This is a genomic window from Lysobacter brunescens (assembly GCF_042677005.1).
GTDB classification, from domain to species: Bacteria; Pseudomonadota; Gammaproteobacteria; order Xanthomonadales; family Xanthomonadaceae; genus Lysobacter_I; species Lysobacter_I brunescens.
Genome location: NZ_JBHTIF010000001.1, coordinates 986,141 through 1,012,386, shown reverse-complemented (window position 1 = coordinate 1,012,386; position 26,246 = coordinate 986,141). Strand labels below are relative to the sequence as shown.

The following is a 26,246-nucleotide window of genomic DNA, read 5'->3' as shown; positions in this document are numbered from 1 at the left end:
CAGATCGAAGGTCATCCGACAGGTGGATTCCCGCCGAAGTTGTCCATGAACAGGGCGCCGAACTCCACCTGATCGATCCCCTGCCTCACCAGGCGCTCCCGCACGCGTTGAACCAGTGGGTGTGCGTGGACGATCTCGGCCAATGGTCCCTGATGCTCATAGTTGAGCGCCTCGACGATCTCTTCGAGCAATTCCGCTTCGCAGTCGTCGGTCATGGCGAGCGCGATCCCGAAACCCTCGAGCGGATGATGGGACAGGAGGATGCTCATGGCGCCCGCGCGAAGCCATCGATCTGCGTTGCTGTCGTGAAGGAGCGATTCACAGAGTGCGCCCGTCTGGTGATGCCCGCGCGACTTCAGCTCAGTGAGCGCCGACTGTGCACAGGACGGCTCGCATTGATGCGTCACCACGAGCGCGACGAGTACGTCGTCCGGAACCACATGCCAATTCGGCTCGTCTGGAAACGCAATCTGGATGGCTTCCGATTCGGTCATGGCGACGCTGGCCGATGTCGGGTTCATGCGGCACCGAACCGCGCCTCGAACGCGCGCAGCGTCCCCTGCGTCTTCGAGGTGTCGTACACCGCGAACACCACACGATCGAACGCACCCGCGAACTGCGGTGATTCGAGCCATGCACCGAAGGCATCGGCGACCTGCACGGGGTCGTTGCGGAACACGCCGCAGCCCCAGGCGCCGAGCAGCAGGGTGCGGTGGCCGTGCGCAGCGGCGACCGACAGCACGCAGCCGGCGCGACGGCGCAGGGTGGTTTCGATGTCGTCGATCGCGTGCGGCTCGCGTTCGCGCACGACGCCGGCATTGGGCGCGGGCGCGGTGATGACCGAGGCGAGGAACAGGGCATCGGGCCGGTCGCGGCTGCGCGCGCGGAACCACGGCACGCGCGGCGAATGGATCAGGTGGTCGGTGTACAGCGCCGATGTGCAGGCCCGGTTGGCGTCGTAGTAGGCACGTTGGGCCAGCAGGGTGGGATACAGGCCGGAGCAGCGGCACAGGTCTTCTTCCTGCGCCTTCGCGCCATTGACGAAGCCGCCGCCCGGGTTGCGCGCCGAAGCGAAGTTCAGCAGCAGCGGATCATCCACGCCTTCGTCCAGCACCAGCCGGCGTGCGGCGATCTGGGTGGTCTCGGCGGTGACCTCGATGCGTGGCCGGCCGCCTTCGGATGCGCTGCGCGATGCCAGCAGGGCATTGCCCTGTTCGGGCGTGTAGAGGCGCGTGCCCTGCACCGCCTGTGCCTGTTCCGCATGCAGTTCGACGCGTCGGCCATCCGGCGCGGTGAAATGGCCCGCTTCGAGCAGGGCGAGGGTTTCGTCGGCGGTGCCTTTGAGGGACATGGCGAATGGAGCTGCGTGTGGAGGGCGCCATCATGCCCGATGGCGCCTCGCACCAACGGCTTCACCGCGCCGTGTACCCCCCGTCGATCACCAGCTCCGAGCCGGTGACGAACTTGGCTTCGTCGGAGGCGAGGTAGACCACGCCCCAGGCGATGTCGTCGGCTTCGCCCATGTGGCCGAGCGGGTGCAGGGCGCCGACGTCGGCGCGCGCCGCCTCCAGGTCGGTGGCGCCGCTGGCCTGCAGGTGGTGTTCGACCATCGGCGTCCAGATGTAGCCCGGGTGCACCGAGTTCACGCGGATGTTGTCGCGGGCGTAGATCATCGCGTCGGTCTTGCTCATCAGGCGCACCGCGCCCTTGGAGGCGTGGTAGGCCGGGACGTCGGGCGCACCGACCAGGCCGTAGATCGACGAGAGGTTGACGATGCTGCCGCCGCGCGCCGCGCGCAGGTGCGGGATGGCGTGCTTGGTACAGAACAGCACGCCCTTCACGTTCACGGCCTGCACGTGGTCCCACTCGGCTTCGGTGATCTCATGGGTCAGCTTGGTCGAACCCGAGATGCCGGCGTTGTTGACCAGCACGTGCAGGCCGCCGAAGTGCGCGACCACCGCATCGGTCGCGGCCTTCACCGACGCCTCGGAGGCGACGTCGACGTGCCAGTACGCCGCGTCGATGCCGCGCGCCTGCAGCGCGAGCACCAGCGCTTCGCCCTGCGCGTCGAGCACGTCGAACACCGCGATGCGCCCGCCTTCCTCGCCCAGCCGCTCCGCGCAGGCGCGGCCGATGCCGAGCGCGCCGCCGGTGACGATGCAGACCTTGTCCTTCACCCGTTGCATGGCTGTCTCCCCCGTGTCGTGCCTTGTCGTGGCGTGTGCATGGATTGCACGCCGTTGCGCGCCCGGCGACCTTGATCGCGATCAAAGCCCGCCGCTGCAGCACCGCTCATCGGTCGGGTGCTCATCGGTCCGCCGCGTCCCGCGGCCTCACCCGCAGGCCGTCGACGACGTCGTCGCCCGGGTAGACGATCACCCGGTCGCCGCGCGCCAGGCCCTTCACGATCCAGGCCTCGCGGCCGTTGCGACCGCCCAGGTCGACCGGCACCAGGCGCGCGCGACCGTCGCGCAGGGCGAACACGGCCATGCGCGCGGGGCCGTCGCCGGTGTCGCCGGGATGCGGGAACACCGCGCCGACCGGCACCACCAGCACGCCGTCGCGGGCCTGCACGATCGCGCGCACGCCGACGCGGTAGCCGTCGCCGAGCGCACCGCGACGCGCGGGCGGGTCGAGCAGGTCGATCAGCACGCGCACGCGCTGCTCCTCGACGCCGAGCGCGGAGATCTTTGTGAACGCGGCCGGTTCGATCCGGCGCACGCGGCCGGCGAGCGTGCCTTCGCCACCCCAGCGCTCGATGCGCACCGGCGTGCCGGGCGGGGTTTTCAGGGCATCGGTGGTCAACAGTTCGGCGACCACCTCCATGTCGGCGAGGTCGCCGATGTCCAGCAGCGGCGTGCCCAGCGCGACCATGCCTTCGCTGGCCTGCGCCACGCGCAGGACGCGGCCGGACACCGGGGCGCGGAGGGCGAAGGCGCGATCGGACCCGCCCTCCGGATTGCGCGCAGCGGACAGCGCGGCGCGCGCCTGTTCGAACTCGTGACCGGCGACGTGCTGGTCCTGCTCGGCGCCCTCCAGCTCGCGCTCGGCCGCGCGCAGCGCCAGGCGGTCGTTCTCCACCTGGTTGGCCGAGACGAAGCGGTCGCGCGCCAGGGCCTCGTCGCGGCGCAGGGTGTTGCGCGCCTGCGCCACGCTCACGCGGGCGCGGTCGATGCGCTCGCCGGCGCGCGCGACCAACGCGTCCGCCGCCTCCACGCGCGCGCGCAGCTCAGCTTCGGTGCGCGCATCGAGCATCGGCGACAGCGCCGGCGTGAGCGTGGCGACCACGTCGCCGGCGGCCACCGCGTCGCCTTCGCGCAGCGCGATCCGCGCCAGCCGCCCGGACAGCGGCGCCGAGACGACGTAGCGGTCGCGCACCCGGGTCCGCGCCTCCTCGTCGATGCTCGCCTCGAACCGGCCGGTAGTCGCCGTCGCGATCTCGACCGGCAGCGGCCGTGGCGCGAACGCCCACGCCAGCAGGCCCAGCGCGACCGCGCCCAGCCCGATGCCCCATCCCCATCCGCGTCGCGTGATCCGCATGCCTCGTCTCCGTGATTCCGTCATTCGCGCGTCTTCAGCGCGGCCACCATGTCCAGCCGGTCGATCCGCCGCCGCACCACCAAGGCGCTGGCCGCCGCCGCCGCGAGCACAGCGAGGCAGGCCCAGGCGTAGGTACGCGGGCGCAGCGCCACCGGGAAATAGAACTGATCGCTGCGCAGCAGCTCGACGAGCAGGTGCACCAGTCCGTAGCCCGACAGCATGCCCAGCGGCAGCGCCAGGGCGATGACCAGGGCCATCTCGCCGAGCAGCAGGGTCGACACCTCGGCGCGGCTGAAACCGAGCACGCGCAGGCTGGCCAGCTCCCAGGTGCGCTCGGCCAGGGCGATGCGCGCGTTGTTGTAGACCACGCCGATCGCGATCACCGTGGCGAACGCGGTCAGGATCGTGCTCATGATCCGGATGTTGCGCGCGCTGATCTCCTGCATGTTGCGCCACAGCGTCGCCTTGCTGAACGCGCCGACGATGCGCGGCAGGCGCATCGCAGCCGTGAGAAAGCGGGTCTCCTCGCCGCGCGCCACCGCGACCGGGAAACGGCCGGCGACGTCGTCCTCGCCCAGCGCGCGATTCAGCGCGCGGCGTTCCATGTAGGCGTTCAGGCCCATCATGTCGCGCACCGTCGCGCGCAGCGGCAGATGCAGGGTGCGCGCGCGGCCTTCCAGCACCTCCACGCGCACCGCGTCGCCGACACGCAGGCCGAGCTTGTCGGCGAGGCGGTCGGTCAGCACCAGCCCGTCGGGCGAGGGCCGCCAGGCGCGGTCGTCCACGTCGACGATGCGCTGCAGCACCGGCTGCGCGGGCAGGCCCTGCAGCACAACGCGCTCGCTGCGGTGGCCGTGAACGATGCGCACGGCCACGTCGCGGCCGGCCTCGACCGAGATCGCGCCCGGCAGCCGCGCCAGGTCGTGCACGGCAGCGGCCTCGGCCGGTTCGGCGAGCCAGACGATCACGTCGGCGCGCAGCTCGACGCGGAACTTCGAGTCGACGATGGTCTCGATCGCGTCGCGGAAGAAGTTGCCGAGGATGACGATGGCCACCGCCGCCGACACGCCGGCGACCGCCAGCGCGCTGCGCAGCGGACGCCGTTCGAGGTTGCGCAGGATCATCCGCAGCACCGTCGGCAGGCGGCGCAGGCCGAGGCGTTCGGCGAGCGTCGGTCGATACCGTCCCGGCGCCGGCGGACGCATGGCTTCGGCCGGTGCGAGGCGCATCGTCGCCAGCAGCGGGTTGGCGGTGCCCAGCGCGGCGGTGGCAAGGGCGATCGCGGCGCTGGCCAGCACCAGCCCGGGCGCCATGCGATGGTCGAACCTCGGGAACTGGAAGAACTCGGCATACAGCCCGACCATCGCCGCGCCCAGCCATTTGCCCAGGGCCAGGCCGAGCAGCAGGCCGATCGCGACGATCACGACCACCTGGGTGAAGTAGTGCCCGGCGATGCGGCGGTCGGGATAGCCCAGCGCCTTGAGCGCCGCGATCTGCTCGCGCTGGGTGGCGATGGTGCGCGAGATGACCACGTTCAGCAGGAACGCCGCGACCGCGAGGAAGATCGCCGGCAGCACGGTGCCGAGCACGCGCTGCTCGCGGATCTCGTTGTCGAGCATGGCGTGCGAAGTCTGCTCGGTGCGATCGTGGGCTTCGCGTCCGCCCCACGGCGAGATGACGCGCTCGATGCCGGCCACCGCCTCGGCATGCGACGCGCCCGGCGCCAGCGTCGCCGCGATCCGGTTGAACGCGCCGTCCATGTCGCTGGCCGCTGCCAGCGTGTCGTGGTCGATCCAGAACACCCCGAAGCCGCGCATGTCGGGCATGCCGCCGTATCCGGCGAAGACATATTCCGGCGACAGCGCGATGCCGACGATGCGCAGCGTGCGCTGCCGGCCGTTGATGAGCGCGCGCAGCCGCGCGCCCGGGCGCAGGCCGCGCGCTTCTGCGAAGCCGGCGGACACCAGCGCCTCGATGCCGTCGGCCTCGCCGCCGTCCGCCGCAGCCTGCGGCATCCGCCCGCCACGCAGCGCGATGCGGTTGATGCGCGGCGGATGGCGGGGATCGATGCCGATCAGGTGGCCGAGGATCGGATCGTCGACGCCGTCGATGCCGATGCGCACGGTCTGTTCGACGGTCAGCTGCAGGTCGGCGACGCCGGGCACTTCGCGCAGGGTGTCGGCCAGCGACAGCGGCGCGCGCTTCACCGTGGCGAACACGTCGGCGAAATGCGCCTCGGCGTAATGGCGGTCGCGCGCCTGGGCCAGCGAATCGATCGCGCTCAACGTGGTCACGAAACCGGCGACGCCGCTGGCCACCACCAGCGCGATGGTCAGCGCCTGGCTCCAGCTCTGGCGCAGGTCGCGCAGCAGCTTGCGGTCGAGCGCCTTCACGGTCGAAATCCTCGCCCGCTCACCACGACAGCTCCGACGGCCGCAGCCGGTGCGCGTTGCGTTCGATCCGCTGGATGCGGCCGTCGCCGAGCACGATCACCCGGTCGGCCATGCCGGCGATGGCGGCGTTGTGGGTGATCACCACCACCGTGGTGCCGAGTTCGTCGTGGATGCGTTCGATCACCTCCAGCACACGCTTGCCGGTGGCGTAATCCAGCGCGCCGGTCGGTTCGTCGCACAGCAGCACCGCAGGACGCTTCACGATCGCGCGGGCGATCGCCACGCGCTGCTGTTCGCCGCCGGACAGCTGCGAGGGGAAATGGTCGCGGCGCGCGGTCAGGCCGACGCGCTCGATCGCCTCGTCCACCGGCATCGGATCGTCGGCGATGTCGGCGACCAGCTGCACGTTCTCGCGCACGGTCAGGCTGGGGATGAGGTTGTAGAACTGGAAGACGAAGCCGACGTGCTCACGGCGGAAGCGGGTCAGCTCGGCCTCGCCGGCGCCGTCGAGCCGGTGTTCGCAGTAGGCGACCTCGCCGGCGCTGGGCACGTCCAGACCGCCGAGGATGTTCAGCAAAGTGGACTTGCCGCTGCCCGAGGCGCCGAGCAGGACGATGAACTCGCCGGCGGCGATGTCCAGGTCGACGCCATGCAGGGCCACCACCTCGACCTCGCCCATCGCGTAGACCTTGCGCAGCCCGCGCGCGCGGAAGACCACGGGTACTACCGGTGGTGCCGCTTCGGCCGAACTGCCCGCACCCGCTTCCGGCGCCATCGCATCGTCCTCCGTGGGCGCCCATCGGCGCACCACAGACTCTACTCCGCCGCTGGTCGGAAGGATTGACCACGATCAAGGCCCGGGCAAGGCGGAGATGCTGGAATGCAGGCTCCGACAATCGAACGCGAGGTCCGCCGTCATGATCAAGGACATTCTGGTGCCATGGGTAAACGCCGACAGCGAGCGTTCGGTCGCCGATGCGGCGCTGGCGCTGGCGGCCGGATCCGGCGCCCGCGTCGCGGTGCTGGTGACGGTGGACGTGCCGGCGCCGATGCCCAGCGACTGGGGCGCGATGGCCTACGACATCTACGCCAAGCTGCACACCGAGGCGCATGCACGCGCCAGCGAACGCGCCGAGAAGCTGCGCCAGCGCTTCGCCAACGCCGAGGTGCCGGTGGAGGTACGCGTGGCCGATGCGGTGTCGGTGTTCCCGCAGAACACCGCGACGATGCACGCGCGCCACGCCGACCTGAGCGTGCTGCCGACGATGCCGCGCGACGGCGCCGAGTCGATGCTGGTCCACGACCATTTCCACGACCTGCTCCGCCACTCCGGACGCCCGGTGCTGGTGGTGCCCGCCGACAGCAAGGCGCAGCTGCCGCCGCGGCGCGTGGTCGTGGCCTGGAAACCCACGGCGCAGGCCGCGCGCGCAGTCGGAGACGCCCTGCCGTTCCTGCAGGCTGCGGACAGCGTGAGCGTGGTGGTGATCGACCCGAAGATCGGCGAAGGGTCCTATGGCGCCGAACCCGGCGCGGACATCGCGGCGCATCTGGCGCGGCACGGCGTGAAGGTCGAGGTGATGACGCGACCGAGCATGAACTTCTCGGCGGCCTACGCGCTGCTGGATGCCGCACGCGACGTGGGCGCCGACCTGCTGGTGGCCGGCGGCTACGGCCATTCGCGGCTGCGCGAAGCGGTGCTCGGCGGCACGACGCGCGAACTGCTGCACACCGCGCACATCCCGGTGCTGTTCGCGCATTGATCGAAGCCTCGCGTGCGCAAGCGCGCATGCGAGGGTCGACACGCCCTATGCTGGAATGGCCCGCCGTTCCGGCACAGTCCAGCGCACGCATCGATGCTCACCCTGCCACCTGAATTGCCCGGCCTCTGCGTCGCCTTCGGCATCGGCCTGCTGATCGGCATCGAGCGCGAACGCAGCAAGGGCGAAGGCCCGGCGCGCGGCGCGGCCGGCGTGCGCACCTTCCTGCTGGTGGCGCTGGCCGGCGCCATCGCGCAGCGCATCGGCGGCGCCGGCGTGGCCATCGCCGGCGCCTTCGTCGCGCTGGCCGCGCTCGCCAGCTACCGCAGCAGCCGCGAGACCGATCCCGGGCTGACCACCGAGGTCGCGATGCTGGTGACCTTCCTGCTCGGCGTGCTGGCGATGACCGCGCTGCCGCTGGCCGCCGCGCTGGGCGTGGTGGTCGCCGTGGTGCTGGCCAGCAAGTCCGGGCTGCACGCCTTCATCCGCAACACCCTCACCGAACAGGAACTGCACGACGCCCTGCTGCTGGCCGCCGCCGCGACGGTGGTGCTGCCGCTGCTGCCCGACCGCGCCATCGACCCCTGGGGCGCGCTCAATCCGCACAAGCTCTGGCTGCTGGTCGTGCTGGTGATGGCGATCAACGGCGCCGGCTACGTCGCGCTGCGCATGCTCGGCCCGGGCGCCGGCCTGGCACTGGCCGGCTTCGTCGGCGGCTTCGTTTCCAGCACCGCCACCATCGCCGCGATGGGCGACCGCGCGCGGGCCTCGCCGCAGTGGGTGGCGCAGTGCGCCGCCGCCGCGCTGTGCTCGAACATCGCCACGATCCTGATGCTCGCCGTCATCATCGGCGCGCTGTCGATGCCGCTGCTGGCCGCCCTGGCCTGGCCGCTGGCGCTGGCCGGCGCGGCCGCGCTGGTCTCGGCGCTCGCGCTGCGGATGCGCGGCGGCGGCGGCGCGGTGGACGGCGATGCGGTCGCGCCCGGCCGGCCGTTCGAGCCGCGCCATGCGCTCACCTTCGTCGCCATCGTCGGTGCGATCCTGCTGCTGTCGGCCGGGGTGCACCGCTGGCTGGGCGACACCGGCGTCGTGCTCGCGGCCGGGGTCGCGGGTTTCGCCGACGCCCACGCCGCCGCCGCATCAGTGGCGCAGCGCGTGGCGAGCGCGCAGATCACGCCCGCGCACGCCGGCTGGGCGGTGCTCGTCGCCCTCGCCGCCAATTCGGCCAGCAAGCTGCTCATGGCCTGGCTGCGCGGCGGCGGCGGCTACTGCCTGCGCATCGTGCCGGGCGTGGTGGCGATCCTCGCCGCGTTCGCCGCCGGGGTGTGGTGGCGGGGCTGAGGGAGAAACCGGGCGCCGACGCTCAACGCAGCGCGGACTGGATCTCTTCCAGCGAACGACCTCGGGTGTCCACGCCGGCACGCCAGAGCATGACCCCCGACACCGCCATCGGCAGCGCGATCACCAGCGCCGACAGCGCGAAGTGGTCGAAGAAGCCGATCAGGCCCAGACCCGCGCCGACGATGCCGCCGAGCTTGGAACTGGCGGCGATCAGGCCCGAACCGGTCGCGCGCAGCGCCACCGGATAGATCTCGGCGGCGTAGGGAATCAGCATCGCGATCACGCCGCTCACGCTGACCAGCAGCGCGGCGGTGGCGGCCACGGTGAGCGGCTGCGAACGCATCTGCAGCCAGCCCATCGCGCAGAATGCCAGCAGCGACAGCGCGGTCAGGCCGATGAACAGGACCAGGGCGCGGATGCTGCTCCAGCGGTGGTACAGCCACACCGTCACCGCGATGCCCGGCAGCGCCAGCACCGCCGAGCGGGCGAGCAGCGCGCTGGCGGCCTTCGGGTCCACGCCCAGTTCGACCAGGTTCGTCGGCAGCCACAGCAGGAAACCGAAATTCGCCAGGCCCCAGGCGACGCCGCAGACCAGCAGGCCGGCGCTGATCCGCGCGTGCGGACCGCGCATCAGCGAGCGCCAGCCGCTCACCGGATGCGTTTCGTCGATCGCGGCGTGGCCCTGGTCCGCCTGAGGATCATCCTCGATCGCCTTCGCGGAGCCGCCGGCGAAGCGGCGCAGCACCGCGCGCGCCTCGTTCTCCAGGCCCATGTTCGACAGGAAACGCGGCGACTCGGGGATCCAGCGGTTGAGCACGATGATGATCGCGCCGGTCGGCAGGCCCAGCAGCCACAGCACCCGCCAGCTGAACATCGGTTCCAGCACCGCCGCCGCGCCCGAGGCCAGCAGGTAGCCCGCCGACGTGCCGACCCCGCCGAGCGCCACCAGCAGCCAGCCGCGATGCGTCGCCGGCACGGTCTCGGCCATCAGCGTGAACACGATCGGCAGCAGGCCGCCGGCCGAGGCGCCCATCAGGAAGCACATCGCCAGGTTCCATTCGAACGTGGGCATGGCGCCGCAGATCGCGGTGCCGATGAACATCAGCGCCGACAGCAGGATCGCGGCGCGGCGCCCGAACAGGTCGCCGATGCGACCCCAGGCGACCGAGCCGACCGTGGTGCCGGTCAGCGCGAACAGCGCGAGCAGGCTGGCGCGCGACTTGGTGATCTCGTATTCGGCGCTCATGCCCGGCATCACGAAGCCGAGCGTGGCCGGCTTCATCACGTCCACGGCCAGCGCGATCGCCAGCACCGTCACCAGCACCCAGTGCGCGCGGTTGAGCGGCACGCCGTCGGCCACGTGGAACCAGCGGTGGTCGCGCGCGGCCTGGCCACTCGCGCGCAGCGCGTCCAGGCGCGGCGTCAGGCCATACATGGACAGCGCCAGCCCGACCGGTATCGCCAGCATCCCCAGCCACATCTCGGTGGTCATCGGCATGCCGACCATCTGCCAGTGGGTGTGCTCGCCCATCATGAACATGGGCATGTGCGCCAGGACGCCGGCGAGGACCAGCAGGCAGCCGAACCAGAAGGCGAAAGGATGGTGGAACGCGATGCCGTCGAGCTTCATGCCGGATCCGGAGGCGGAGCGAACCGCATCCTAGCGCGCCTCACGTGTCGCGCTTCGACGCGCGCAGCTGCCAGAACGCGCCCGCCCACACGCCGATCGCCACGACCGGCGCGCAGGCCAGCCAGACCGGCGCGCCTTCCGGCAGAACTGCGGCCAGCAGCAGGCAGGCCAGCAGCGTCGCCAGCAGGCTGAGGTAGAACCGCCAGAGGAAAAGCGCCTCGCCCAGGGCGACCAGCGCCTGCAGCAGCACGGCCCAGCCTCAGCGCCCGCCCGCCGGACGCGCGGCGCCCGCACGCGAGGCGAGACCTGCACGGCAGCGGAAGAAGGTCGAGTTGGCCAGCCACTGCTGGTCGGGGTAGTAGGCGAACAGCAGCTGGCCATCCTTGAGGGTGTCGATCACCTGCTGCGCCACGGCGGGACGCACCGCCGGGCAGCCGAGGCTGCGCCCGAGCCGGCCTTGGCGCTGTGCCATCACCGGATCCACGTAGGGCGCGCCGTGCATGACGATGGCGCGGTCGCGGGCGCGGTCGTTGATGCCCGGCTCGAGTCCGTCCATGCGCAGCGAGTAGCCGTTGCCGCCGACATAGGTCTCGGCGGTGGCGAACAGGCCCAGGCTGGTCTGGTGGCTGCTGTCCTGGTTGGAGAAGGCGGTCGCGAAGTTCTCGCCGCTGCGCCGGCCGTGCGCCACGTGTTCGGCATACAGCAGACGCGCATCGCGCAGGTCGAACACCCACAGCCGGGGTTCGGTCGAGGGCTTCGAGTAATCGATCACCGCCAGCCGTCGCGCCGGTGCGACCCGGCCGGATTCGGCCGCGCAGCCGGCGGCATCGAGGGCGAGCCCGAGCACCTTCGCGTCCAGGCGCGGGGCCTGCGCGTGCAGGCGCTGGAGCAGGTCCGGCGCGCCGGCCGGGATCTGCGCGGAGATCGGCATCCCCGCATCGTTGGCGGACGCCAGCGGCGCGGCAGCCAGGGCCAGCAGGAGGGAGAAGGCGACGGATCGTGGCGACATCGGCGCAGGATAACCGTGGAAGCCGCCGCGTTTCATGAACCTGTCGGCACTTTTCACCGCCCTGGCGACCCGGGATCCGGCGGAACGAAGACCGGCTGGGCCGGCGGCAGGGGTGGCGGCGCGGGCGGCGCGGCCTCCGGCGGCGCGTCCGCACGCAGCACGGTCAGGCCCTCGTCGGCCCCGGCGGGGCGCAGGGCTTCGTCGGTCAGCACCACGGTCGCGCCGGGGCGCAGGACGTCGTAGACCTGCCGAGCGAAAGCGGGGTCGACCTGCAGCTGGCCCTCGGCCACGAGCCGATGCAGCCCGTCCTCGGGCATGGTCCCGCTGCGCGGCACGGCCACCGCCAGCCAGCGCAGGCGCGGCCGGTCCGGCAGCACCGCGCTCGGGCCCTCGGCGGCGCCCTCCAGCAGCACGTAGGCCTGCGTGCCCTGCGGCGCCAGCGGTCCCACAGTCACCCGGGCCCGACCGATCTCCACGCCGTTGCGCAGCACCAGGACGCGCTGGTCGCGGGTGCTGAGCAGCACGGTCAGCGGGCCCTCGGGTGCGCGCTCCGGTGCCCAGACGCTGTCCTCGTCGACCGGCGGCGGCAGGCGGGGCGTACCGCTGCCGGCATCCACGGGCGCGAACAGGCCCGGCGAGGCCACCTCGGGCGGATGGGAAGCGCCATCGGCGATCACCACCGTCATCCCGCGCGACGTGGTCGCGAACAGTTTCTCGGAAAACGCATGCGGCAGGCGCACGCAGCCGTGCGAGGCGGGATAGCCCGGGATCCGGCCCGCGTGCAGCGCGATCCCGTCCCAGGTCAGGCGCTGCATGAACGGCATCGGTGCGTTGTCGTAGAGGTTCGAATAGTGCTCGCGCTGCTTTTCCAGGATGGTGAACACCCCGGTCGGCGTCTCGTGGCCGCGCATGCCCGTGCTCACCGTCGACACGCCGATGCGTACGCCGTTGCGGTACACATGCGCGCGCTGCTCGGGCAGGCTGACCACGATCACCACCGGTCCCTCGGGCGCCAGCTCCGGCGTCCAGACGAACTGGCCCGGCTTGAGCACCGGCGTCGAGACCGCGACGGCAGGCTTCGATGCGACGGGTTTCGATGCGGCGGGTTTCGCCGGACTCGGCGAAGCAGGCGTCTGCGCCGCCAGCGGCATCGCGACCGCGATGGCAACGGCCAGCGCACAGGTCTGCAGGACGCTGCTGCGGGCGCGGATCGACATGAACGGACCTCCAGGGACATCGGTGTAGCGTCAGGACTCGTGCATGATGCACGGTGGCGTCGTGTCGTCGCTTGATCGCGCGCAGGCTTCGACGCGGAAAGACGCCGGCACGCTGGCCGCCGTGCCCGGCGCCGGCCAGAATACGGCCATGACCACCGACACCGCCCCCCTGCTCGACTGCGTCGAGCGCCTCACCGGCAACGCCCCCACCTGGACCGTCCTCTGGCTGCATGGCCTCGGCGCCGACGGCAACGATTTCGTGCCGATCGTGCCCGACCTCGTCCGCCCCGGCTGGCCCGCGCTGCGCTTCCTGTTCCCGCATGCCCCGGTCCGCCCGATCACCTGCAACGGCGGCATGCGCATGCGCGGCTGGTACGACATCATCGACCTCAGCGCCGACAACCTCTTCAACCGCGCCGACGAAGCCGGCGTGCTCCAGTCCGTCGCGCAGGTCGAAGCGCTCATCGCCCGCGAAGCCGAACGCGGCATCCCGCCGGAACGCGTGATCCTCGCCGGCTTCTCGCAGGGCGGCGCGGTGACGCTCGCCACCGGCATGCGCCGCACGACGCCATTGGCCGGACTGATCGCGCTGTCGACCTACGTTCCCGCGATGCACAAGGCCGAAGCCGCCTTCGCGTCCGGCGCGGAACGCCAGCCGCTGTTCATGGCGCATGGCCGCTTCGATCCAGTTGTGCCGTTCGGGGCTGGTGAGCAAAGTTGCGCGCTGATGCAACGCCTCGGGTTCCAGGTGGAATGGAAGCAGTACCCGATGCAGCACCAGGTCTGCATGGAAGAGATCCGCGATCTCGGCGACTGGATGCAGACCTTGTTCGCAGGCGCGACCCGCTGAGCGGTCCCTGTTGCAAAGCGTGGCGACAGGACTAAGATCGACCCATCGCGATTCCAGGCCACACAATGACGTGAAAGTCCTCATCGCCGACGACGAACCCATGGCCCGGGAGCGCCTCCGCGCGCTCCTCGCCGAGCAGCCCGGCCTGGAACTGGTCGGGGAGGCCGGCGATGGCGAAAGCGCCCTGGCCGCCTGCAGCGAACACCATCCCGACATCGTCCTGCTGGACATCGCCATGCCCGGCCTGGATGGCCTGGAAGCGGCGCGCCGGCTGACCATGCTGGAACCGCGCCCGGCGGTGATCTTCTGCACCGCCTACGACGAACACGCGCTGTCGGCCTTCGACGCCGCCGCCGTCGACTATCTCGTCAAGCCGGTCCGCCGCGAACGCCTCGCCGCCGCGCTGGAACGCGCCCGCACCTTCATCGCCGGCCGCGCCCCGCGCCCCGACACCGGCGAAAGCAACGGCAACGGCAAGCGCCGCACCCATCTCTGCGCCCGCCTGCGCGGCAGCCTGCGCCTCATCGCGATCGAGGACATCCGCTACCTGCACGCGGAAGAGAAATACGTGGTCGTGCACCACGCACGCGGCGAAGACCTGATCGAGGAATCGCTCAAGTCGCTCGAACACGAATTCGGCGACAGTTTCGTCCGCATCCACCGCAACTGCCTCGTCGCCCGCGAAGAGCTCATCGAACTGCGCCGCTCCGGCGACGGCCGCATCGAAGCCGTGCTGCGCCACGGCGACAAGCCCCTGGAAGTCAGCCGCCGCTGCGTCCCGCAGCTGAGGGAGCTGGTGAGGCATCTGTAAGGTGGCGGTGAGCGAAGCGAACCCCACCTCGTCGCGATCGACGCATCATCGACAGCATGACGACACCTGCGATCCAGGCCTGCCTCGACAGGCTCGTTACAGTGTGGGAACAGCTCCCGCGCGAGACGCGTCCCGATGGGTTCTGGGTCGCGGAGCATGATGTGGTCCACGATCACGAGCATCCCAGCGCCAGTCCAGTGATAGGCGCATGGTATGCCGATGGGGCCGGGCTTCATCGAAGAAGTCCGATGGACTTGGTTCGATTTCTGCACATCCAAGACGGAAGGTTGTGGTACCCAGATACCCCGTTCATACAGAAATCCCCCGCCTTTGATCGTAGAGACAATCTGATGCACCTCATCGGCATCGCACATATTGGTCCGACTACTGAATCGGATGTCTATTACGTGGACTACCAATGGGGCAGCCGATTCGGCCGTGCCATGTTGTTCCGATACCACCCGGAAGATGGTCGTTTCATGGGTCTTGCTGACCTCTGGATTTCGTGATGCCCTGATGGCAAGCCACACCATCCGCTTCTACAGCACCACCGACGACTACGGCGAATTCTCCAACTTCGCCGAATACCCGATCCGCATCGACGGCGTGACGTGGCCGACGACCGAGCACTACTTCCAGGCACAGAAATTCGAGGATGCCGCGTATCGGCAGCGCATCCGCAAGGCGCATTCGCCGATGGAAGCGGCGCGCATGGGCCGTGATCGCAAAATGAAGCTGCGTCGCGACTGGGAATCGGTGAAGGTGTCGGTGATGCACGCGGCGCTGCTCGCCAAGTTCCGCCAGCACGGCGACCTGCGTGCGCTTCTGCTGTCGACCGGCGATGCGAAGCTCGTCGAGCACACCGAGAATGATGAGTACTGGGGCGACGGCGGCGACGGCCATGGCCGCAACATGCTGGGCCAGCTGCTGATGCGGGTACGGGAAAGATTGGTAGCGGAGGCTTGAGGTCGTGTCCGGAAACCCCACACCTTGCACATGACCACATTCCTGTCCGCACTGCTTACCTTGCTCTACGTGCTGATGGCACTGTTCGCAGCGCTGTACGCCACGTGGCTGTTCGTTTCGCGGATCAGGCGGGGCAAGTCGAAACCCAGGTCGTTCCTGCGCTGGCTGCGGGATCTGTGGGATGCGGTGAGCGGGATTGGCTGACCGCGCGGAAGTTCGGCTCCGCTTAATGCCTGCCGCATCGGATCGATGGCGATGGTGGGCTTCGCTGCGCTCAGCGCCACCCTACGCGGGCTCCGGGCGAGCTGGGGCGGCGGGGGCACATGCGATAATCCGTCGTCGCGAGCCGGGGGGCTCGCTCCACCTTGGCGACGGCCATACGCATGCATATTGCCCACAAGATCGCGAAATGTCCGCTGTGCATGATCCTCACGGGCATCATCGGCCTGATCGTGCTGTCCTTCGTCGGCAGCAAGTTCATCAACCAGAAGCCGGTTTCGGCATCCGACCTCGTCGAGATCAAGGGCAAGGTCGAAACAGCCTCGCTCGTCCAGCATCGGAAAAGCCGATATCTGGAAATCGTGCTGCCCGATCAGCCATTGCCGTTCCGCAGCTACACCTACGCCTATGGCCTGTTGCCTGGAAGCCTGGACCGACTGGGCCCGGGTAGCCGCGTCGTGATCGGCATCACCAAGCAGAACAAATGGGTTCCGCACAAGAATGTGTCCGGCAAGGAGACCCATTACAGCATCGTGACCCTCGCCATTGATGGACAGGAAGCCCTGCCGATTTCGGTACACAACAGGAATGCCGAGCAGGATCACCTTTTCGGGCTGATCTTCACGCCGATCATGGGCCTGATATGTCTTTTCATGATCGTGGCCGGCTTTCGGCGGATGTGATCGTTGCGCCCCTGCGGGACAGGGTTCCACGCAGGACGGGCCGACACCCCATGCGATAATCCGCCCATGAAGACCCTGCGCATCGCCACCCGAAAGAGCCCGCTCGCGCTCTGGCAGACCGAGCATGTCGCCGCCCTGCTGCGCGGCCTGGATCCCGACCTCGAGATCACCCTGGTGCCGCTGTCGACACGCGGCGACCAGGTGCTGGACCGCTCGCTCGCGGCGGTGGGAGGCAAGGGACTGTTCCTCAAGGAGCTGGAGGAGGCGATGCTGCGCGGCGAGGCGGACTGCGCGGTGCATTCGCTCAAGGACGTGCCGATGGAACTGGAAGGCCCGTTCGTGCTGCCGGCGATCCTGGAACGCGCGGACCACGCCGATGCCTTCGTAAGCAACAACCACGACGACATTGCGTCCCTGCCCTACGGCGCGCGCGTCGGCAGTTCCTCGCTGCGCCGCCAGGCGCAGCTGCGCGCGCTGCGTCCCGACCTGCAACTGGTCGACCTGCGCGGCAACGTCAACACGCGGCTGGCCAAGCTCGATGCCGTCGAATACGACGCCATCCTGCTCGCCTGCGCCGGCCTGCAGCGCCTGGGCTTCGATCGCCGCATCCGCGCGCGTCTCGATGCCCCGGCATGGCTGCCCGCGCCGGCGCAGGGCGCGATCACGGTGGAATGCCGCGAAGACGACGAGGCCACGCGCACGCTGTTCGCCGCGTTGAACCACGCACCGACGCGACGCTGCGTCGAGGCAGAGCGCGCGATGAACCGCGCACTGCACGGCAGCTGCCAGGTGCCGGTCGCCGCATTCGCGCACGAAGTCGAGGGCGGCCTGCATCTGGTCGGCCAAGTCAGCGCGGTCGAGGACGGCCGCGCGGTGCGCAGCGAAGCGACCGGCGACGATGCCGACGCGCTCGGCAGGCTCGTCGCGCAGCAGTTGCTCGATCTCGGCGCCGGCGAATTCATCGCCGGGCGCTGATCGCGCATCGATCCTGCTTTTGTAGAGCGGAGCTTGCTCCGCTCATGCATCTGACGGGATCTGCGAGCGGAGCAAGCTCCGCTCTACAAGAACCCGTGAATCAGTAGTACAACGTCACCACATGCTTCGCTTCTGCGAAGAACAGCCAGCGTTCGACCAGCGCGCCGATCTGGAAGGACAGCGCGGCAACCCAGTAAAACGCCCCAGGCCCGCCATGCGGGAGCAGCAGCATCGGCACGGCGCACAGCGCGGGCACCAGCGCGAACAGCAGCAGCGCGATCGTGCGCAGCTTGCGCGCATGTTTGCGGGCAACGACGAAACCCATCTCTCGGTTGAGATAGTTCGCCTCGGTATGCGGTCGCTCGAACACCGAGACATCCCGGCCCGGCAGGCCGACGGCGTCACCGCGATCGAGTGGCAACGCATCGCGATCGAGATCGCGCCAGTAACGCCACTTCACGAGCGCCAGCACGACAGCGCCGACGAGCACGCCGATGCCGACCAGACGCGGCATGTCCATCGTGGTCGCAGCGAACGGACCGAACAGCAGGCCACCGCCGAGCAGTGCGAACAGCAGATAGGCCGGCACGACGAGGCGATGCCGCCACGCCGGGATGGTCTTCAGCGAGCCGTAGATCATCGCCGTGCTGACGATCGCGGCGAGGGACAGCGGCGCGAGCAGGGCGCAGAGGAGACGCATCACCAGCGGTTCCTGCGGCAGGTCGATGACCGTGGACTGCACCAGCACGGTGGCGGCCGCCACCGCCATGCTCGCGATCGCGAACACGCCTTCGCGCGACATCCACGAACTGCGCCACTGCGAGAGCGCGCGCCACACCCGCATCGGCTTGCCGAGGTGCCAGAGCGAGGCGATCACCCCGGCCGCGACCAGCACGCCACCGGTGATCAGGCCCAGCGCCCAGCCGATGCCGTCGAACCATTGCGCGTTATCGCCGAGCGCGATGCGCAGCGCGAGCCAGAACCAGAGCCCGAAGCCGGTGCCGGACAGGGTGGTGAAGACGATGACGGAGAAGGCGGGGTTCATCAGGCATCACCGAGGCGCCGCGACCGGCGCGGTGCATGGAAGAAGAACAGATACGCGACCTGGGTCAGCGCGATGGCCGAACAGGCGGCGAATACGGCGGCCTCGGCCGCATCGATGCGGAACGCGCGCAGCGACCAGGTCGTGAAGATCAGCGCGCCGAAGAGGCAGTACAGCGCCCAGAGCGGCAGGACGAAGCGGTTCTCGTACAGAACGCCGACGACGAGTACGAAGACGGCGACGAAGCGCAGGGTCGCGGGGGTTCCGGGCACGGACCACCAGAACCAGGTTTCCAGCAGGAGATAGGCCAGCACTGGCAGAGCCAGCGGCCACGGCGGTTTCGGAAGGAAGGACTTCATCGCGACAGCACCTTGTCCAGCCAGCGCAGCAGCGGCGGCAGCTTGGACGTGTCGAGCATTTCCTCCTGCGCTGCGGGCGCATCGCTTCCGGTGCGACGCGGACGCGGCGGCAGATAGCGGTTGACCGGGTTGTAGCCCAGTTCGGGCATCAGCGCGACACCGTTGCGCTCGGCGACCAGCTTCGACACGTCGGACTCGGGATCGCCGAGGTCGCCGAAGTGCCGTGCGCGCGTCGGGCAGGCCTGCACGCAGGCGGGCTGGCGGTCGGCTTCGGGCAGTTGTTCGTTGTAGATGCGGTCGACGCAGAGCGTGCATTTCTTCATCACGCCCTCGACCGCGCTGTATTCGCGCGCGCCGTAGGGGCAGGCCCAGGAGCACAGCTTGCAGCCGATGCACTTGTCCTCGTCGACCAGCACGATGCCGTCCTCGGCGCGCTTGTAGCTGGCGCCGGTCGGGCAGACCGTCACGCAGGCCGGCGTCTCGCAGTGCAGGCAGCTGCGCGGGAAATGCAGCGTCATGGCTGGCTGCGCGGCTTCGGCGGCGATACTGCCGGTGGAGGCGCAGCCCGAAGTCGCCGCGATCTCGTAGCTGTGCACGCGGTTGAACCACACGCCCGAGGGATCCTTGCCGTAGGGCTGTTCGTCGGTGAGCGGCCCGGCGATGCCGCCGGCGTTCCACTGCTTGCAGCTCACGGCGCAGGCGTGGCAGCCGACGCAGGTGTCGAGGTCGATCACCAGGCCCAGCTTCTTCTTCGATGGCGGCGGCAGGTCGGTCATGTCGGAAGGGGACGCATCAGAACGGGAAATAACGCGGAATGAGGATGACCGCCATCGCCCAGAACAGCAGGTTCAGCGGGATGCCGATCTTCGGGAAATCGGAGAATCGATAACCGCCGGCGGTGTAGACCATGGTGTTGGTCTGATAGCCCACCGGCGTGGCGAAGCTGGTCGATGCGGCGAACGCGACCGCGACGAGGAAGGGCTTGGCATCCACGCCCATCGACTCGGCGGTGGAGATGGCGATGGGCACGACCAGCACGGCGGCGGCGTTGTTGCTCATCACTTCGGTCATCAGCGCGGTGAGCAGGTAGATCGCCGCGAGCGTGACCAGCGGACCGTAACCGGAGAGCCAGCCCAGCGCATGCTGCGCCACCCAGTCGGCGCCACCGGATTTCTGCAGCGCGATGCCCAGCGGCAGCACGCCGGCGAGCAGGATGATCACGCGCCAGTCGACGGCGGCATACGCCTCTTCCGGGCGCAGGCAGCGCAGCACCACCAGCGCGGCGCAGCCCAGCAACGAGGAGGCGACGATCGGCATCCAGCCGAGCACGGCGACGCCGATCGCGGCGGCCATCACCAGCAGCGACAGCAGCGCGCGGCGACCGTCGACGCGCGGCTGCTCGCGCTGGCCGATCAGCACCACGCCCGGATCGCTGCGGAGGTCCTCCAGCGCGGAAGCGGTGGCGTCGACCAGCAGGATGTCGCCGACCGCCAGCGGAATGTGGTCCAGCGGCAGGCGCGGTTGCGTGCCGCTGCGCTGCACGCCATGCACGCGCACGCGGTAGACATGGCCAAAGCGCAGCTGCGCCAGGCTCTTGCCGGCCAGCGGCGAACCCGGCGCGATCATTACCTCGGCATGCAGTCGCGCGTCGGCAGGATCGCCGTCGAGATCGCGCGCAACGTTGTCGTGGCGCAGCTGCAGGTCGCGGCGCACGCGTTCGATCTCGTTCCAGTCGCCGCGGATCAGCAGGCGATCACCTGCCGCGACGGCCTCGGCGCGCGGCTGCGCAAGCGGCCGGCCGTCGCGGAAGTTCTCCAGCAGGAACACGTCCTTCGCATCGACCGGGATCGCGACCGAACCGAGGCGCCCGATCACCGGCGATTTCTCCGGCACGCGAAGTTCGACCAGGTAGCGGCCGCGATGATCGTCGGCACCACTGTCGGGAATGCCCAGGTCGGGCAGCAGGAACCGCTGCGCGACCAGCATGTAGAGCACGCCGGCGACGACGAACCACAGCCCGAGCGAGGCGAACTCGAACAGCGCGAAGCCCGGTTGCCCGGACTGCCGCGCCAGCGAATCGACCAGCAGGTTGGTGGACGTGCCGATGAGCGTGCACACACCGCCGAACTGCGCCGCGAACGATAGCGGGATGAGGAATTTCGACGGGGACAGGCCGCGTGCGACGACGGCCGAAATCACCAGCGGCAGGAACACGGCGACGATCGCGGTGTTGTTGATGAAGGCCGACGTGAACGCGACCAGCAGCATCATCAGCAGGCCGAGCAGCCACGGCCAGCGCACCCGTGACAGCAGTTCGCCCACGCCGCGCAGCGCACCGCTGCGCTGCAGGCCTGCGCTGAGCACGAACATCGCCGCGACCGTGATCGTCGCCGGGCTGCTGAAACCCGACAGGGCCTCGCCCGGCGACACCACGCCGAAGACCAGCAGGCTGCCGAGGATCAGCAGCGCGACCACGTCGACCGGCAGCTTCTCGCTGACGAACAGCACCACGGCACCGACGAGGACGACGAGGGTGATCCACAGGTCCGGCGTCATGCCCGGCCATCCTGGCGGTTGTCCTGACGACTGTCCTCGTCGGCCAGCATCAGCACGCGGATGCCGACGACCACCGCACCGGCGGTCATGCCGAACAACGCGAACAGGGCCCATGGGTCGAGGGGCACATCGCCGGGCTCGGCGCCCGTGACGAGCAGCCACAGCAAGGCGAGGCTGCCGACCTTGCCGACGGCGATGCAGCTCCAGCCGACGAGGCGGCGCAGCAAAGGGCTCATCCCCGGCCCCGCGCGCGCAGGTCCGCGCCATAGCGCAGCGGCCGGTTCGAGGCCGCATCGAACGACAGCGACGTGAACTGCGGCGCGCTCATGCCGGTGGTGTCGGCCTTGCGGATCGCGACGCGCAGATCGAACCACGCCGCCTGCCCGGTGACCGGATCGGCGTTGGCGTAATCGCCTCGCGGGGTGATGTCGGAGATCAGGTGGTTGAGCAGGAAACCCTGTTCACCTTCCGGCGCATCCTTGGACAGACGCCACGCGCCACGACGCTTGCCGATCGCGTTCCAGGTCCACACGGTGTCCGGCTGCACGTTGCCGGCGAACTTCGCCTGCACGGTGATCGTGCCGTGGTGCGAACTCACTTCGATCCAGTCCTCGTCGGCGATGCCGTACTTCAAGCCGGTGTCGGGATGCAGGTAGAGATAGTTGCGCGCGGTGATCTGCCGCAGCCAGGCGTTCTGCGAACCCCAGGCGTGGTACATGAACATCGGCCGCTGGGTCAGCGCCGAGAGCGGGAAGGTCTCGCCGCTGGTCTGCGCGCCCTCGAAAGGCTCGTACCACATCGGCAGCGGATCGAAATAGGTCTCGACGCGCTCGCGGTGTTCCGGCGGCGGCACGTTCACGCCATGACCCTGCGCGGCGAGCCGGAATTTCTGCATCGTCTCCGAATACAGCTGCAGGGTGATCGGGTCGGTGGTGGCGATGAAGCCGAAGCGATGCGCCCATTGCAGGTAATCGCGATTCGCCATCTTGTAGTAGCGCGCCGACTCGGGAATCGGCGCATGCCAGAAACCACCGTGTTCGATGTAGCGCTGCAGCTGGTCGGGATTGGGCGCGCCCTTGCCGTGTTCGTCGCCGTTGCGACCGCGCCAGCCGGCAAGCAGGCCCACGCCCGGCGCGCGTTCGTGGCGGACCATGTAGTCGGCGTAGTCGCGATACAGCGGCGTGCCCGTTTCATCGACCATGCCCGGCAGACCGAGTCGCGCCCCAAGATCGAGCAGCACCGACTGGAAGCCGCGCACGTCGCGCGGCCGGCCCTCGTGGTCGGCCTGCGTCGACGGATCGAACACTGGATGACGGATCGCATCCGAGGCGCCGTCGGCGTCGGAAATCGGTCGATCGAGCAGGCTGATCGCGTCGTGGCGTTCGAGGTAGGTGGTGTCGGGCAACACCAGGTCGGCATATGCGACCATCTCGCTGGCGTAGGCGTCGCTGTAGATGATGCGCGGAATGCGGTATGCGCCGGTCTCGTCCTTGTCGGTGAGCCAGTGCATGGTCTCGCGCGTGTTCATCGCCGAGTTCCAGCTCATGTTCGCCATGAACATCAGCAGGGTGTCGATGCGGTAGGGGTCGCCGGCGTGCGCGTTGCGGATGACCGTGTGCAGCAGGCCGTGCGCGGACAGCGGATACGACCACGAGTAGGCATGGTCGATGCGCTTGGGCTGGCCTTCGGCGTCGACCACCAGATCCTCGGGCCCGTGCACGAAACCCAGCGGCGCGGCATCGAGCGCGCCGTTGTCCTTGCGCGCCTTGCCGGGCCGGTTCGCCGGCGGCACCGGTTTCGGGAACGGCGGCTGGTAGCGGAAGCTGCCTGGCGCGTCCACCGCGCCCAGCAGCATCTGCAGCACGTGCAGCGCGCGGCAGGTGTGGAAGCCGTTGCTGTGCGCGCTGATGCCGCGCATCGCGTGCATCGACACCGGCCGGCCGACCATGGTGTCGTGCGTGCGGCCCCAGGCGTCGGTCCAGCGCACCGGCAGTTCCAGATGGCTCTCGAACGCCGCCTGCGCGAGTTCGCGCGCGATGCGGCGGATGGTGTCGGCGGGGATGCCACAGCGTTCGCTCACGGCATCGGGCGAATACTGTGGATCGAGGTAGCGCTCGGCGAGCAGCTGGAACGACGGCACGGCGGTGCGGCCGTCGGGCAGGGTGACCTCGCCGACGATGCGCGGCTGGATGTCGATGGCGTTGGCCAGCGCAAGCGCACCGGCGTCGCAATCCCAGCACAGCGGCCGACCCTCTTCATCACGCACGAACAGGCCATCGTCCGCCGCGCCCGGATCGCGGATCACCAGCCAGTGCGCATTGGTGTAGCGCACGAGATAGTCGAAATCGATGCGGTCGCCGTTGAGCAGTTCGTGGATCAGCGCGAACGCGAACAGGCCGTCGGTGCCGGGCCGGATGCCGATCCATTCGTCGGCGATCGCGCCGTAGCCGGTGCGCACCGGGTTCACCGCGACGATCTTCGCGCCGCGCGCCTTCAGCTTGCCGAGGCCGAGCTTGATCGGGTTGGAGTCGTGGTCCTCGGCGACGCCCCACATCATCAGGTAGCGGGTGTGCTCCCAGTCGGGCTCGCCGAATTCCCAGAAGCTGCCGCCGATGCTGTACAGGCCGCCGGCGGCCATGTTCACCGAGCAGAAACCGCCGTGCGCGGCGTAGTTCACCGTGCCGAACTGCTGCGCCCACCAACCGGTGAGCGCCTGCGACTGGTCGCGGCCGGTGAAGAAGGCGAGTTCGTCGGGATTGCGTTCGCGGATCGGTTTCAGCCAGGACGTGGCCAGCGCCAGCGCCTCGTCCCATTCGATCTCGCGGAACTCGCCGCTACCGCGTTCACCGGTGCGCAGCAGCGGTTTGCGCAGCCGCGCCGGCGAGTAGTGCTGCATGATCCCGGCCGAGCCCTTGGCGCAGAGCACGCCCTTGTTGACCGGGTGCTCGGGGTTGCCCTGGATGTAGCGGATCTGCCCGTCCTTGATCCACACTCGGATGCCGCAGCGGCACGCGCACATGTAGCAGGTGGTGTGCTTGACCTCGTCGCCGGGCGAGGGCGACAGATCGAGGCGGGGGTCGTTCGTCGGGCGCGCGGACATCCGGGCATTGTGCCTGCCGGGCGGGCCGGCAGGCGAGTGCGCAGGCGCGATGCTGGTCTCGACGCTTACTTCGGCACGTCGATGCGGATCGAGGGATCGTTGAAGCGCGAATAGGTGATGGTCACCGTACTGCTGCGTCCGGCGGCCTTGCCGGTGGTCTCGATGCGGGCCGGGTAGCCGTCCACACCAACCCACATCAGGGTGCTGGTCGGCGTGCCGCCGCTGTTCTGGGTCATCCGGTACTTCTTCGCCGGCTTGCCGTTCACGACGTCCGAGCCCAGCGCTTCGACCTGGGCCTTGTCGACCTCGCGCATCGCGCGGTCGGTCTCGCGCCACTGGGTCATCGTGCCCTTGGGCATCGGGATGCGCATCGATCGGCCGTCGATGCTCATGTACATGGTGTCGCCGATCACGATCTGGGTGCCCACGCCGGGCATCTGCATGCGGTAGCGGTTCGGGGCGACGAAGTCCATCTCGGTCTTCGGCACGCGCTTGTCGCTGTTCTCCATGACCACGTGGTAGCTGCGCAGGGCGAGGAACTTCACGCTCACCGCCTTGAGGTCTTCCTTGGGGCCGGCCCATGCGGTTCCGGCGGCGGCGGCCAGCAGAACCATGGCCAGGCCCGCGCCAGTCGCAGCCCGTAAGACCGGCGTACGGCACACTATTCCTTTCTGGATCAACGACATGAGAGGCTCCTGCGACGGGAAGACGAAGACCCATGCTATAGCGGAAAATGGAGGCCGAACCGGCCATCACGCCACCTGCCAGCCGACTGGACATCAATGGACCGTTACGAACGCATTCTGTCGCTTCACCGCATCCTCAAGAGCGCCCGCTACCCGGTGACCGTGAAGCGTCTGCAGGACGAGCTGGAATGCTCGCGCGCGACCGCCTACCGCGACCTCGCCTTCCTCCGCGACGCGCTGATGGCGCCGATCGTGGGCGACGGCGAGGCCGGCTTCCGCTACGACGCCCAGGAAGGCGAACGCTTCGAGCTGCCCGGCCTGTGGCTGAACTCGGAAGAGCTGCACGCCCTGCTCGCCGCGCAGCAGCTGCTCAGCCGCACCGGCGGCGGCGTGCTGTCCTCGGCCCTGGCGCCGCTGCAGCAGCGCATCGAGAAGCTGCTGGAGGAGCACGCGCCGGGCAAGCGCTGGCCGGTCGAGCGCGTGCGCGTGATCCCGCACCGGACCCGCAACATGGACGAGCAGGTGTTCCGCATCGTCTGTTCGTCGGTGCTCGAGCGCAAGCAGCTGAGCTTCGAATACCGCGCACGCTCCACCGACGAGAAGACCCGGCGCACCGTGTCGCCGCAGCGCGTGACCCACTATCGCGGCAACTGGTATCTCGACGCCTTCGATCATGAGCGCGAAGCGCTGCGCAGTTTCTCGGTCGACCGCATCTCCACGCCGCGCATGCAGGACGGCGCCGCCCGCGACGTGCCCGACGAGGAACTCAACGCGCATCTCGCCGGCAGCTACGGCATCTTCTCCGGCGCGCCGAAGGGCTGGGCGACGATCGTCTTCAACCAGAAGATCGCGCGCTGGGTCGCCGACGAGCACTGGCACTCGCAGCAGCAGGACCGCCACCTCCCCGACGGACGCTTCGAACGCAAGGTGCCGTACAGCGCCCCGCGCGAACTGCTGATGGACATCCTGCACTACGGCCCCGACGCCGAGATCGTCGAACCCGCCGTGCTGCGCGAGCAGATGAAGTCGATGCTGCAGCTGGCGGTGAGCAATTACGAGCGGTGATCCGCCCCGGCCCCGTCGCTGCGAAGCGACGGGGCCGCTTTCATTTC

The 26,246-nt window shown here is 69.4% G+C and carries 27 protein-coding genes; 10 read left to right on the top strand and 17 right to left on the bottom strand.

All coding sequences use genetic code 11. The features are described from left to right. Positions 1-11 precede the first annotated feature (11 nt). The 6 genes from ACFQ0E_RS04280 to ACFQ0E_RS04255 all read right to left on the bottom strand — a co-directional run bounded on the left by ACFQ0E_RS04280 (position 12) and on the right by ACFQ0E_RS04255 (position 6,708). On the bottom strand, positions 12-521 hold the full coding sequence (locus ACFQ0E_RS04280; RefSeq protein ID WP_386822450.1) for a hypothetical protein: 510 nt from the start codon (positions 519-521) through the stop codon (positions 12-14). Next, positions 518-1,351, bottom strand: a complete 834-nt coding sequence (locus ACFQ0E_RS04275; RefSeq protein WP_386822449.1) for a TIGR02452 family protein — start codon at positions 1,349-1,351, stop codon at positions 518-520. Before ACFQ0E_RS04275 ends, ACFQ0E_RS04280 begins: the two co-directional genes overlap by 4 nt. A gap of 61 nt (positions 1,352-1,412) precedes the next feature. Next, positions 1,413-2,186, bottom strand: a complete 774-nt coding sequence (locus ACFQ0E_RS04270; RefSeq protein WP_386822448.1) for an SDR family NAD(P)-dependent oxidoreductase — start codon at positions 2,184-2,186, stop codon at positions 1,413-1,415. A gap of 121 nt (positions 2,187-2,307) precedes the next feature. Then, complete coding sequence (locus ACFQ0E_RS04265; RefSeq protein WP_386822447.1) at positions 2,308-3,540, bottom strand: efflux RND transporter periplasmic adaptor subunit; 1,233 nt, start codon at positions 3,538-3,540, stop codon at positions 2,308-2,310. A 20-nt stretch (positions 3,541-3,560) separates the two neighbouring features. Further along, positions 3,561-5,933: an ABC transporter permease gene (locus ACFQ0E_RS04260; RefSeq protein WP_386822446.1), complete on the bottom strand. Its 2,373-nt coding sequence runs from the start codon at positions 5,931-5,933 to the stop codon at positions 3,561-3,563. Positions 5,934-5,952: 19 nt separating this feature from the next. Continuing rightward, complete coding sequence (locus ACFQ0E_RS04255) at positions 5,953-6,708, bottom strand: ABC transporter ATP-binding protein (protein ID WP_386822445.1); 756 nt, start codon at positions 6,706-6,708, stop codon at positions 5,953-5,955. Positions 6,709-6,850: 142 nt separating this feature from the next. Between ACFQ0E_RS04255 and ACFQ0E_RS04250 the strand changes: the two genes are divergently transcribed. After that, positions 6,851-7,693 (top strand): universal stress protein, encoded by an 843-nt coding sequence (locus ACFQ0E_RS04250; RefSeq protein ID WP_386822444.1) that lies wholly within the window; start codon positions 6,851-6,853, stop codon positions 7,691-7,693. Between the two features lie 93 nt (positions 7,694-7,786). Beyond that, complete coding sequence (locus ACFQ0E_RS04245; RefSeq protein ID WP_386822443.1) at positions 7,787-9,031, top strand: MgtC/SapB family protein; 1,245 nt, start codon at positions 7,787-7,789, stop codon at positions 9,029-9,031. A gap of 22 nt (positions 9,032-9,053) precedes the next feature. Here the strand turns inward: ACFQ0E_RS04245 and ACFQ0E_RS04240 are convergent, their stop codons facing one another. From ACFQ0E_RS04240 to ACFQ0E_RS04225, 4 genes are read right to left on the bottom strand one after another with little or no spacing between them, the layout of a single operon-like run. Next, positions 9,054-10,661: an MFS transporter gene (locus tag ACFQ0E_RS04240; protein ID WP_386822442.1), complete on the bottom strand. Its 1,608-nt coding sequence runs from the start codon at positions 10,659-10,661 to the stop codon at positions 9,054-9,056. A gap of 40 nt (positions 10,662-10,701) precedes the next feature. Further along, positions 10,702-10,911, bottom strand: a complete 210-nt coding sequence (locus ACFQ0E_RS04235) for a hypothetical protein (RefSeq protein WP_386822441.1) — start codon at positions 10,909-10,911, stop codon at positions 10,702-10,704. A gap of 9 nt (positions 10,912-10,920) precedes the next feature. Continuing rightward, entirely contained in the window at positions 10,921-11,670 is a 750-nt protein-coding gene (locus tag ACFQ0E_RS04230; RefSeq protein WP_386822440.1) for a murein L,D-transpeptidase catalytic domain family protein, read from the bottom strand. A 53-nt stretch (positions 11,671-11,723) separates the two neighbouring features. Then, the gene (locus ACFQ0E_RS04225) at positions 11,724-12,887 is read right to left on the bottom strand and encodes a L,D-transpeptidase (RefSeq protein WP_386822439.1); all 1,164 of its coding nucleotides are present in this window, start codon (positions 12,885-12,887) and stop codon (positions 11,724-11,726) included. Between the two features lie 148 nt (positions 12,888-13,035). Here ACFQ0E_RS04225 and ACFQ0E_RS04220 point away from each other — a divergent pair, with 148 nt between their 5' ends. From ACFQ0E_RS04220 to hemC, 7 genes are all read left to right on the top strand, one after another. Beyond that, the gene (locus tag ACFQ0E_RS04220) at positions 13,036-13,737 is read left to right on the top strand and encodes an alpha/beta hydrolase (protein ID WP_386822438.1); all 702 of its coding nucleotides are present in this window, start codon (positions 13,036-13,038) and stop codon (positions 13,735-13,737) included. A 70-nt stretch (positions 13,738-13,807) separates the two neighbouring features. Next, positions 13,808-14,548 (top strand): LytR/AlgR family response regulator transcription factor, encoded by a 741-nt coding sequence (locus ACFQ0E_RS04215; RefSeq protein WP_386822437.1) that lies wholly within the window; start codon positions 13,808-13,810, stop codon positions 14,546-14,548. Between the two features lie 56 nt (positions 14,549-14,604). Further along, complete coding sequence (locus tag ACFQ0E_RS04210) at positions 14,605-15,057, top strand: hypothetical protein (protein WP_386822436.1); 453 nt, start codon at positions 14,605-14,607, stop codon at positions 15,055-15,057. A 7-nt stretch (positions 15,058-15,064) separates the two neighbouring features. Beyond that, positions 15,065-15,514 carry an NADAR family protein gene (locus ACFQ0E_RS04205; protein ID WP_386822435.1) on the top strand — a complete coding sequence of 150 codons (450 nt, stop codon included), beginning with the start codon at positions 15,065-15,067 and terminating at the stop codon, positions 15,512-15,514. 30 nt (positions 15,515-15,544) lie between these two features. After that, on the top strand, positions 15,545-15,718 hold the full coding sequence (locus ACFQ0E_RS04200; RefSeq protein ID WP_386822434.1) for a hypothetical protein: 174 nt from the start codon (positions 15,545-15,547) through the stop codon (positions 15,716-15,718). A 179-nt stretch (positions 15,719-15,897) separates the two neighbouring features. Then, a complete protein-coding gene (locus ACFQ0E_RS04195; RefSeq protein ID WP_386822433.1) occupies positions 15,898-16,416 on the top strand; it encodes a hypothetical protein in 519 nt (172 codons plus the stop codon). 66 nt (positions 16,417-16,482) lie between these two features. Beyond that, positions 16,483-17,391 (top strand): hydroxymethylbilane synthase, encoded by a 909-nt coding sequence (hemC, locus tag ACFQ0E_RS04190; protein ID WP_386822432.1) that lies wholly within the window; start codon positions 16,483-16,485, stop codon positions 17,389-17,391. A 100-nt stretch (positions 17,392-17,491) separates the two neighbouring features. On the opposite strand, the gene ACFQ0E_RS04185 is transcribed toward hemC, so the two are convergent. The 7 genes from ACFQ0E_RS04185 to ACFQ0E_RS04155 all read right to left on the bottom strand — a co-directional run bounded on the left by ACFQ0E_RS04185 (position 17,492) and on the right by ACFQ0E_RS04155 (position 25,062). Continuing rightward, a complete protein-coding gene (locus tag ACFQ0E_RS04185; protein ID WP_386822431.1) occupies positions 17,492-18,436 on the bottom strand; it encodes a dimethyl sulfoxide reductase anchor subunit family protein in 945 nt (314 codons plus the stop codon). Then, positions 18,436-18,792, bottom strand: a complete 357-nt coding sequence (locus ACFQ0E_RS04180; protein ID WP_386822430.1) for a hypothetical protein — start codon at positions 18,790-18,792, stop codon at positions 18,436-18,438. The genes ACFQ0E_RS04185 and ACFQ0E_RS04180 overlap by 1 nt, the downstream gene beginning before the upstream one ends. Next, complete coding sequence (locus tag ACFQ0E_RS04175; RefSeq protein WP_386822429.1) at positions 18,789-19,568, bottom strand: 4Fe-4S dicluster domain-containing protein; 780 nt, start codon at positions 19,566-19,568, stop codon at positions 18,789-18,791. Before ACFQ0E_RS04175 ends, ACFQ0E_RS04180 begins: the two co-directional genes overlap by 4 nt. Before the next feature lie 16 nt (positions 19,569-19,584). Next, on the bottom strand, positions 19,585-21,348 hold the full coding sequence (locus ACFQ0E_RS04170) for an SLC13 family permease (RefSeq protein ID WP_386822428.1): 1,764 nt from the start codon (positions 21,346-21,348) through the stop codon (positions 19,585-19,587). Then, on the bottom strand, positions 21,345-21,584 hold the full coding sequence (locus tag ACFQ0E_RS04165) for a hypothetical protein (protein WP_386822427.1): 240 nt from the start codon (positions 21,582-21,584) through the stop codon (positions 21,345-21,347). The genes ACFQ0E_RS04170 and ACFQ0E_RS04165 overlap by 4 nt, the downstream gene beginning before the upstream one ends. After that, the gene (locus tag ACFQ0E_RS04160; protein ID WP_386822426.1) at positions 21,581-24,448 is read right to left on the bottom strand and encodes a molybdopterin oxidoreductase family protein; all 2,868 of its coding nucleotides are present in this window, start codon (positions 24,446-24,448) and stop codon (positions 21,581-21,583) included. The genes ACFQ0E_RS04165 and ACFQ0E_RS04160 overlap by 4 nt, the downstream gene beginning before the upstream one ends. 65 nt (positions 24,449-24,513) lie before the next feature. Continuing rightward, the gene (locus ACFQ0E_RS04155; protein ID WP_386822425.1) at positions 24,514-25,062 is read right to left on the bottom strand and encodes a hypothetical protein; all 549 of its coding nucleotides are present in this window, start codon (positions 25,060-25,062) and stop codon (positions 24,514-24,516) included. A gap of 168 nt (positions 25,063-25,230) precedes the next feature. On the opposite strand from ACFQ0E_RS04155, the gene ACFQ0E_RS04150 reads away from it, so the two are divergent. Beyond that, complete coding sequence (locus tag ACFQ0E_RS04150; RefSeq protein ID WP_386822424.1) at positions 25,231-26,199, top strand: helix-turn-helix transcriptional regulator; 969 nt, start codon at positions 25,231-25,233, stop codon at positions 26,197-26,199. The last annotated feature ends 47 nt before the right edge of the window (positions 26,200-26,246 follow it).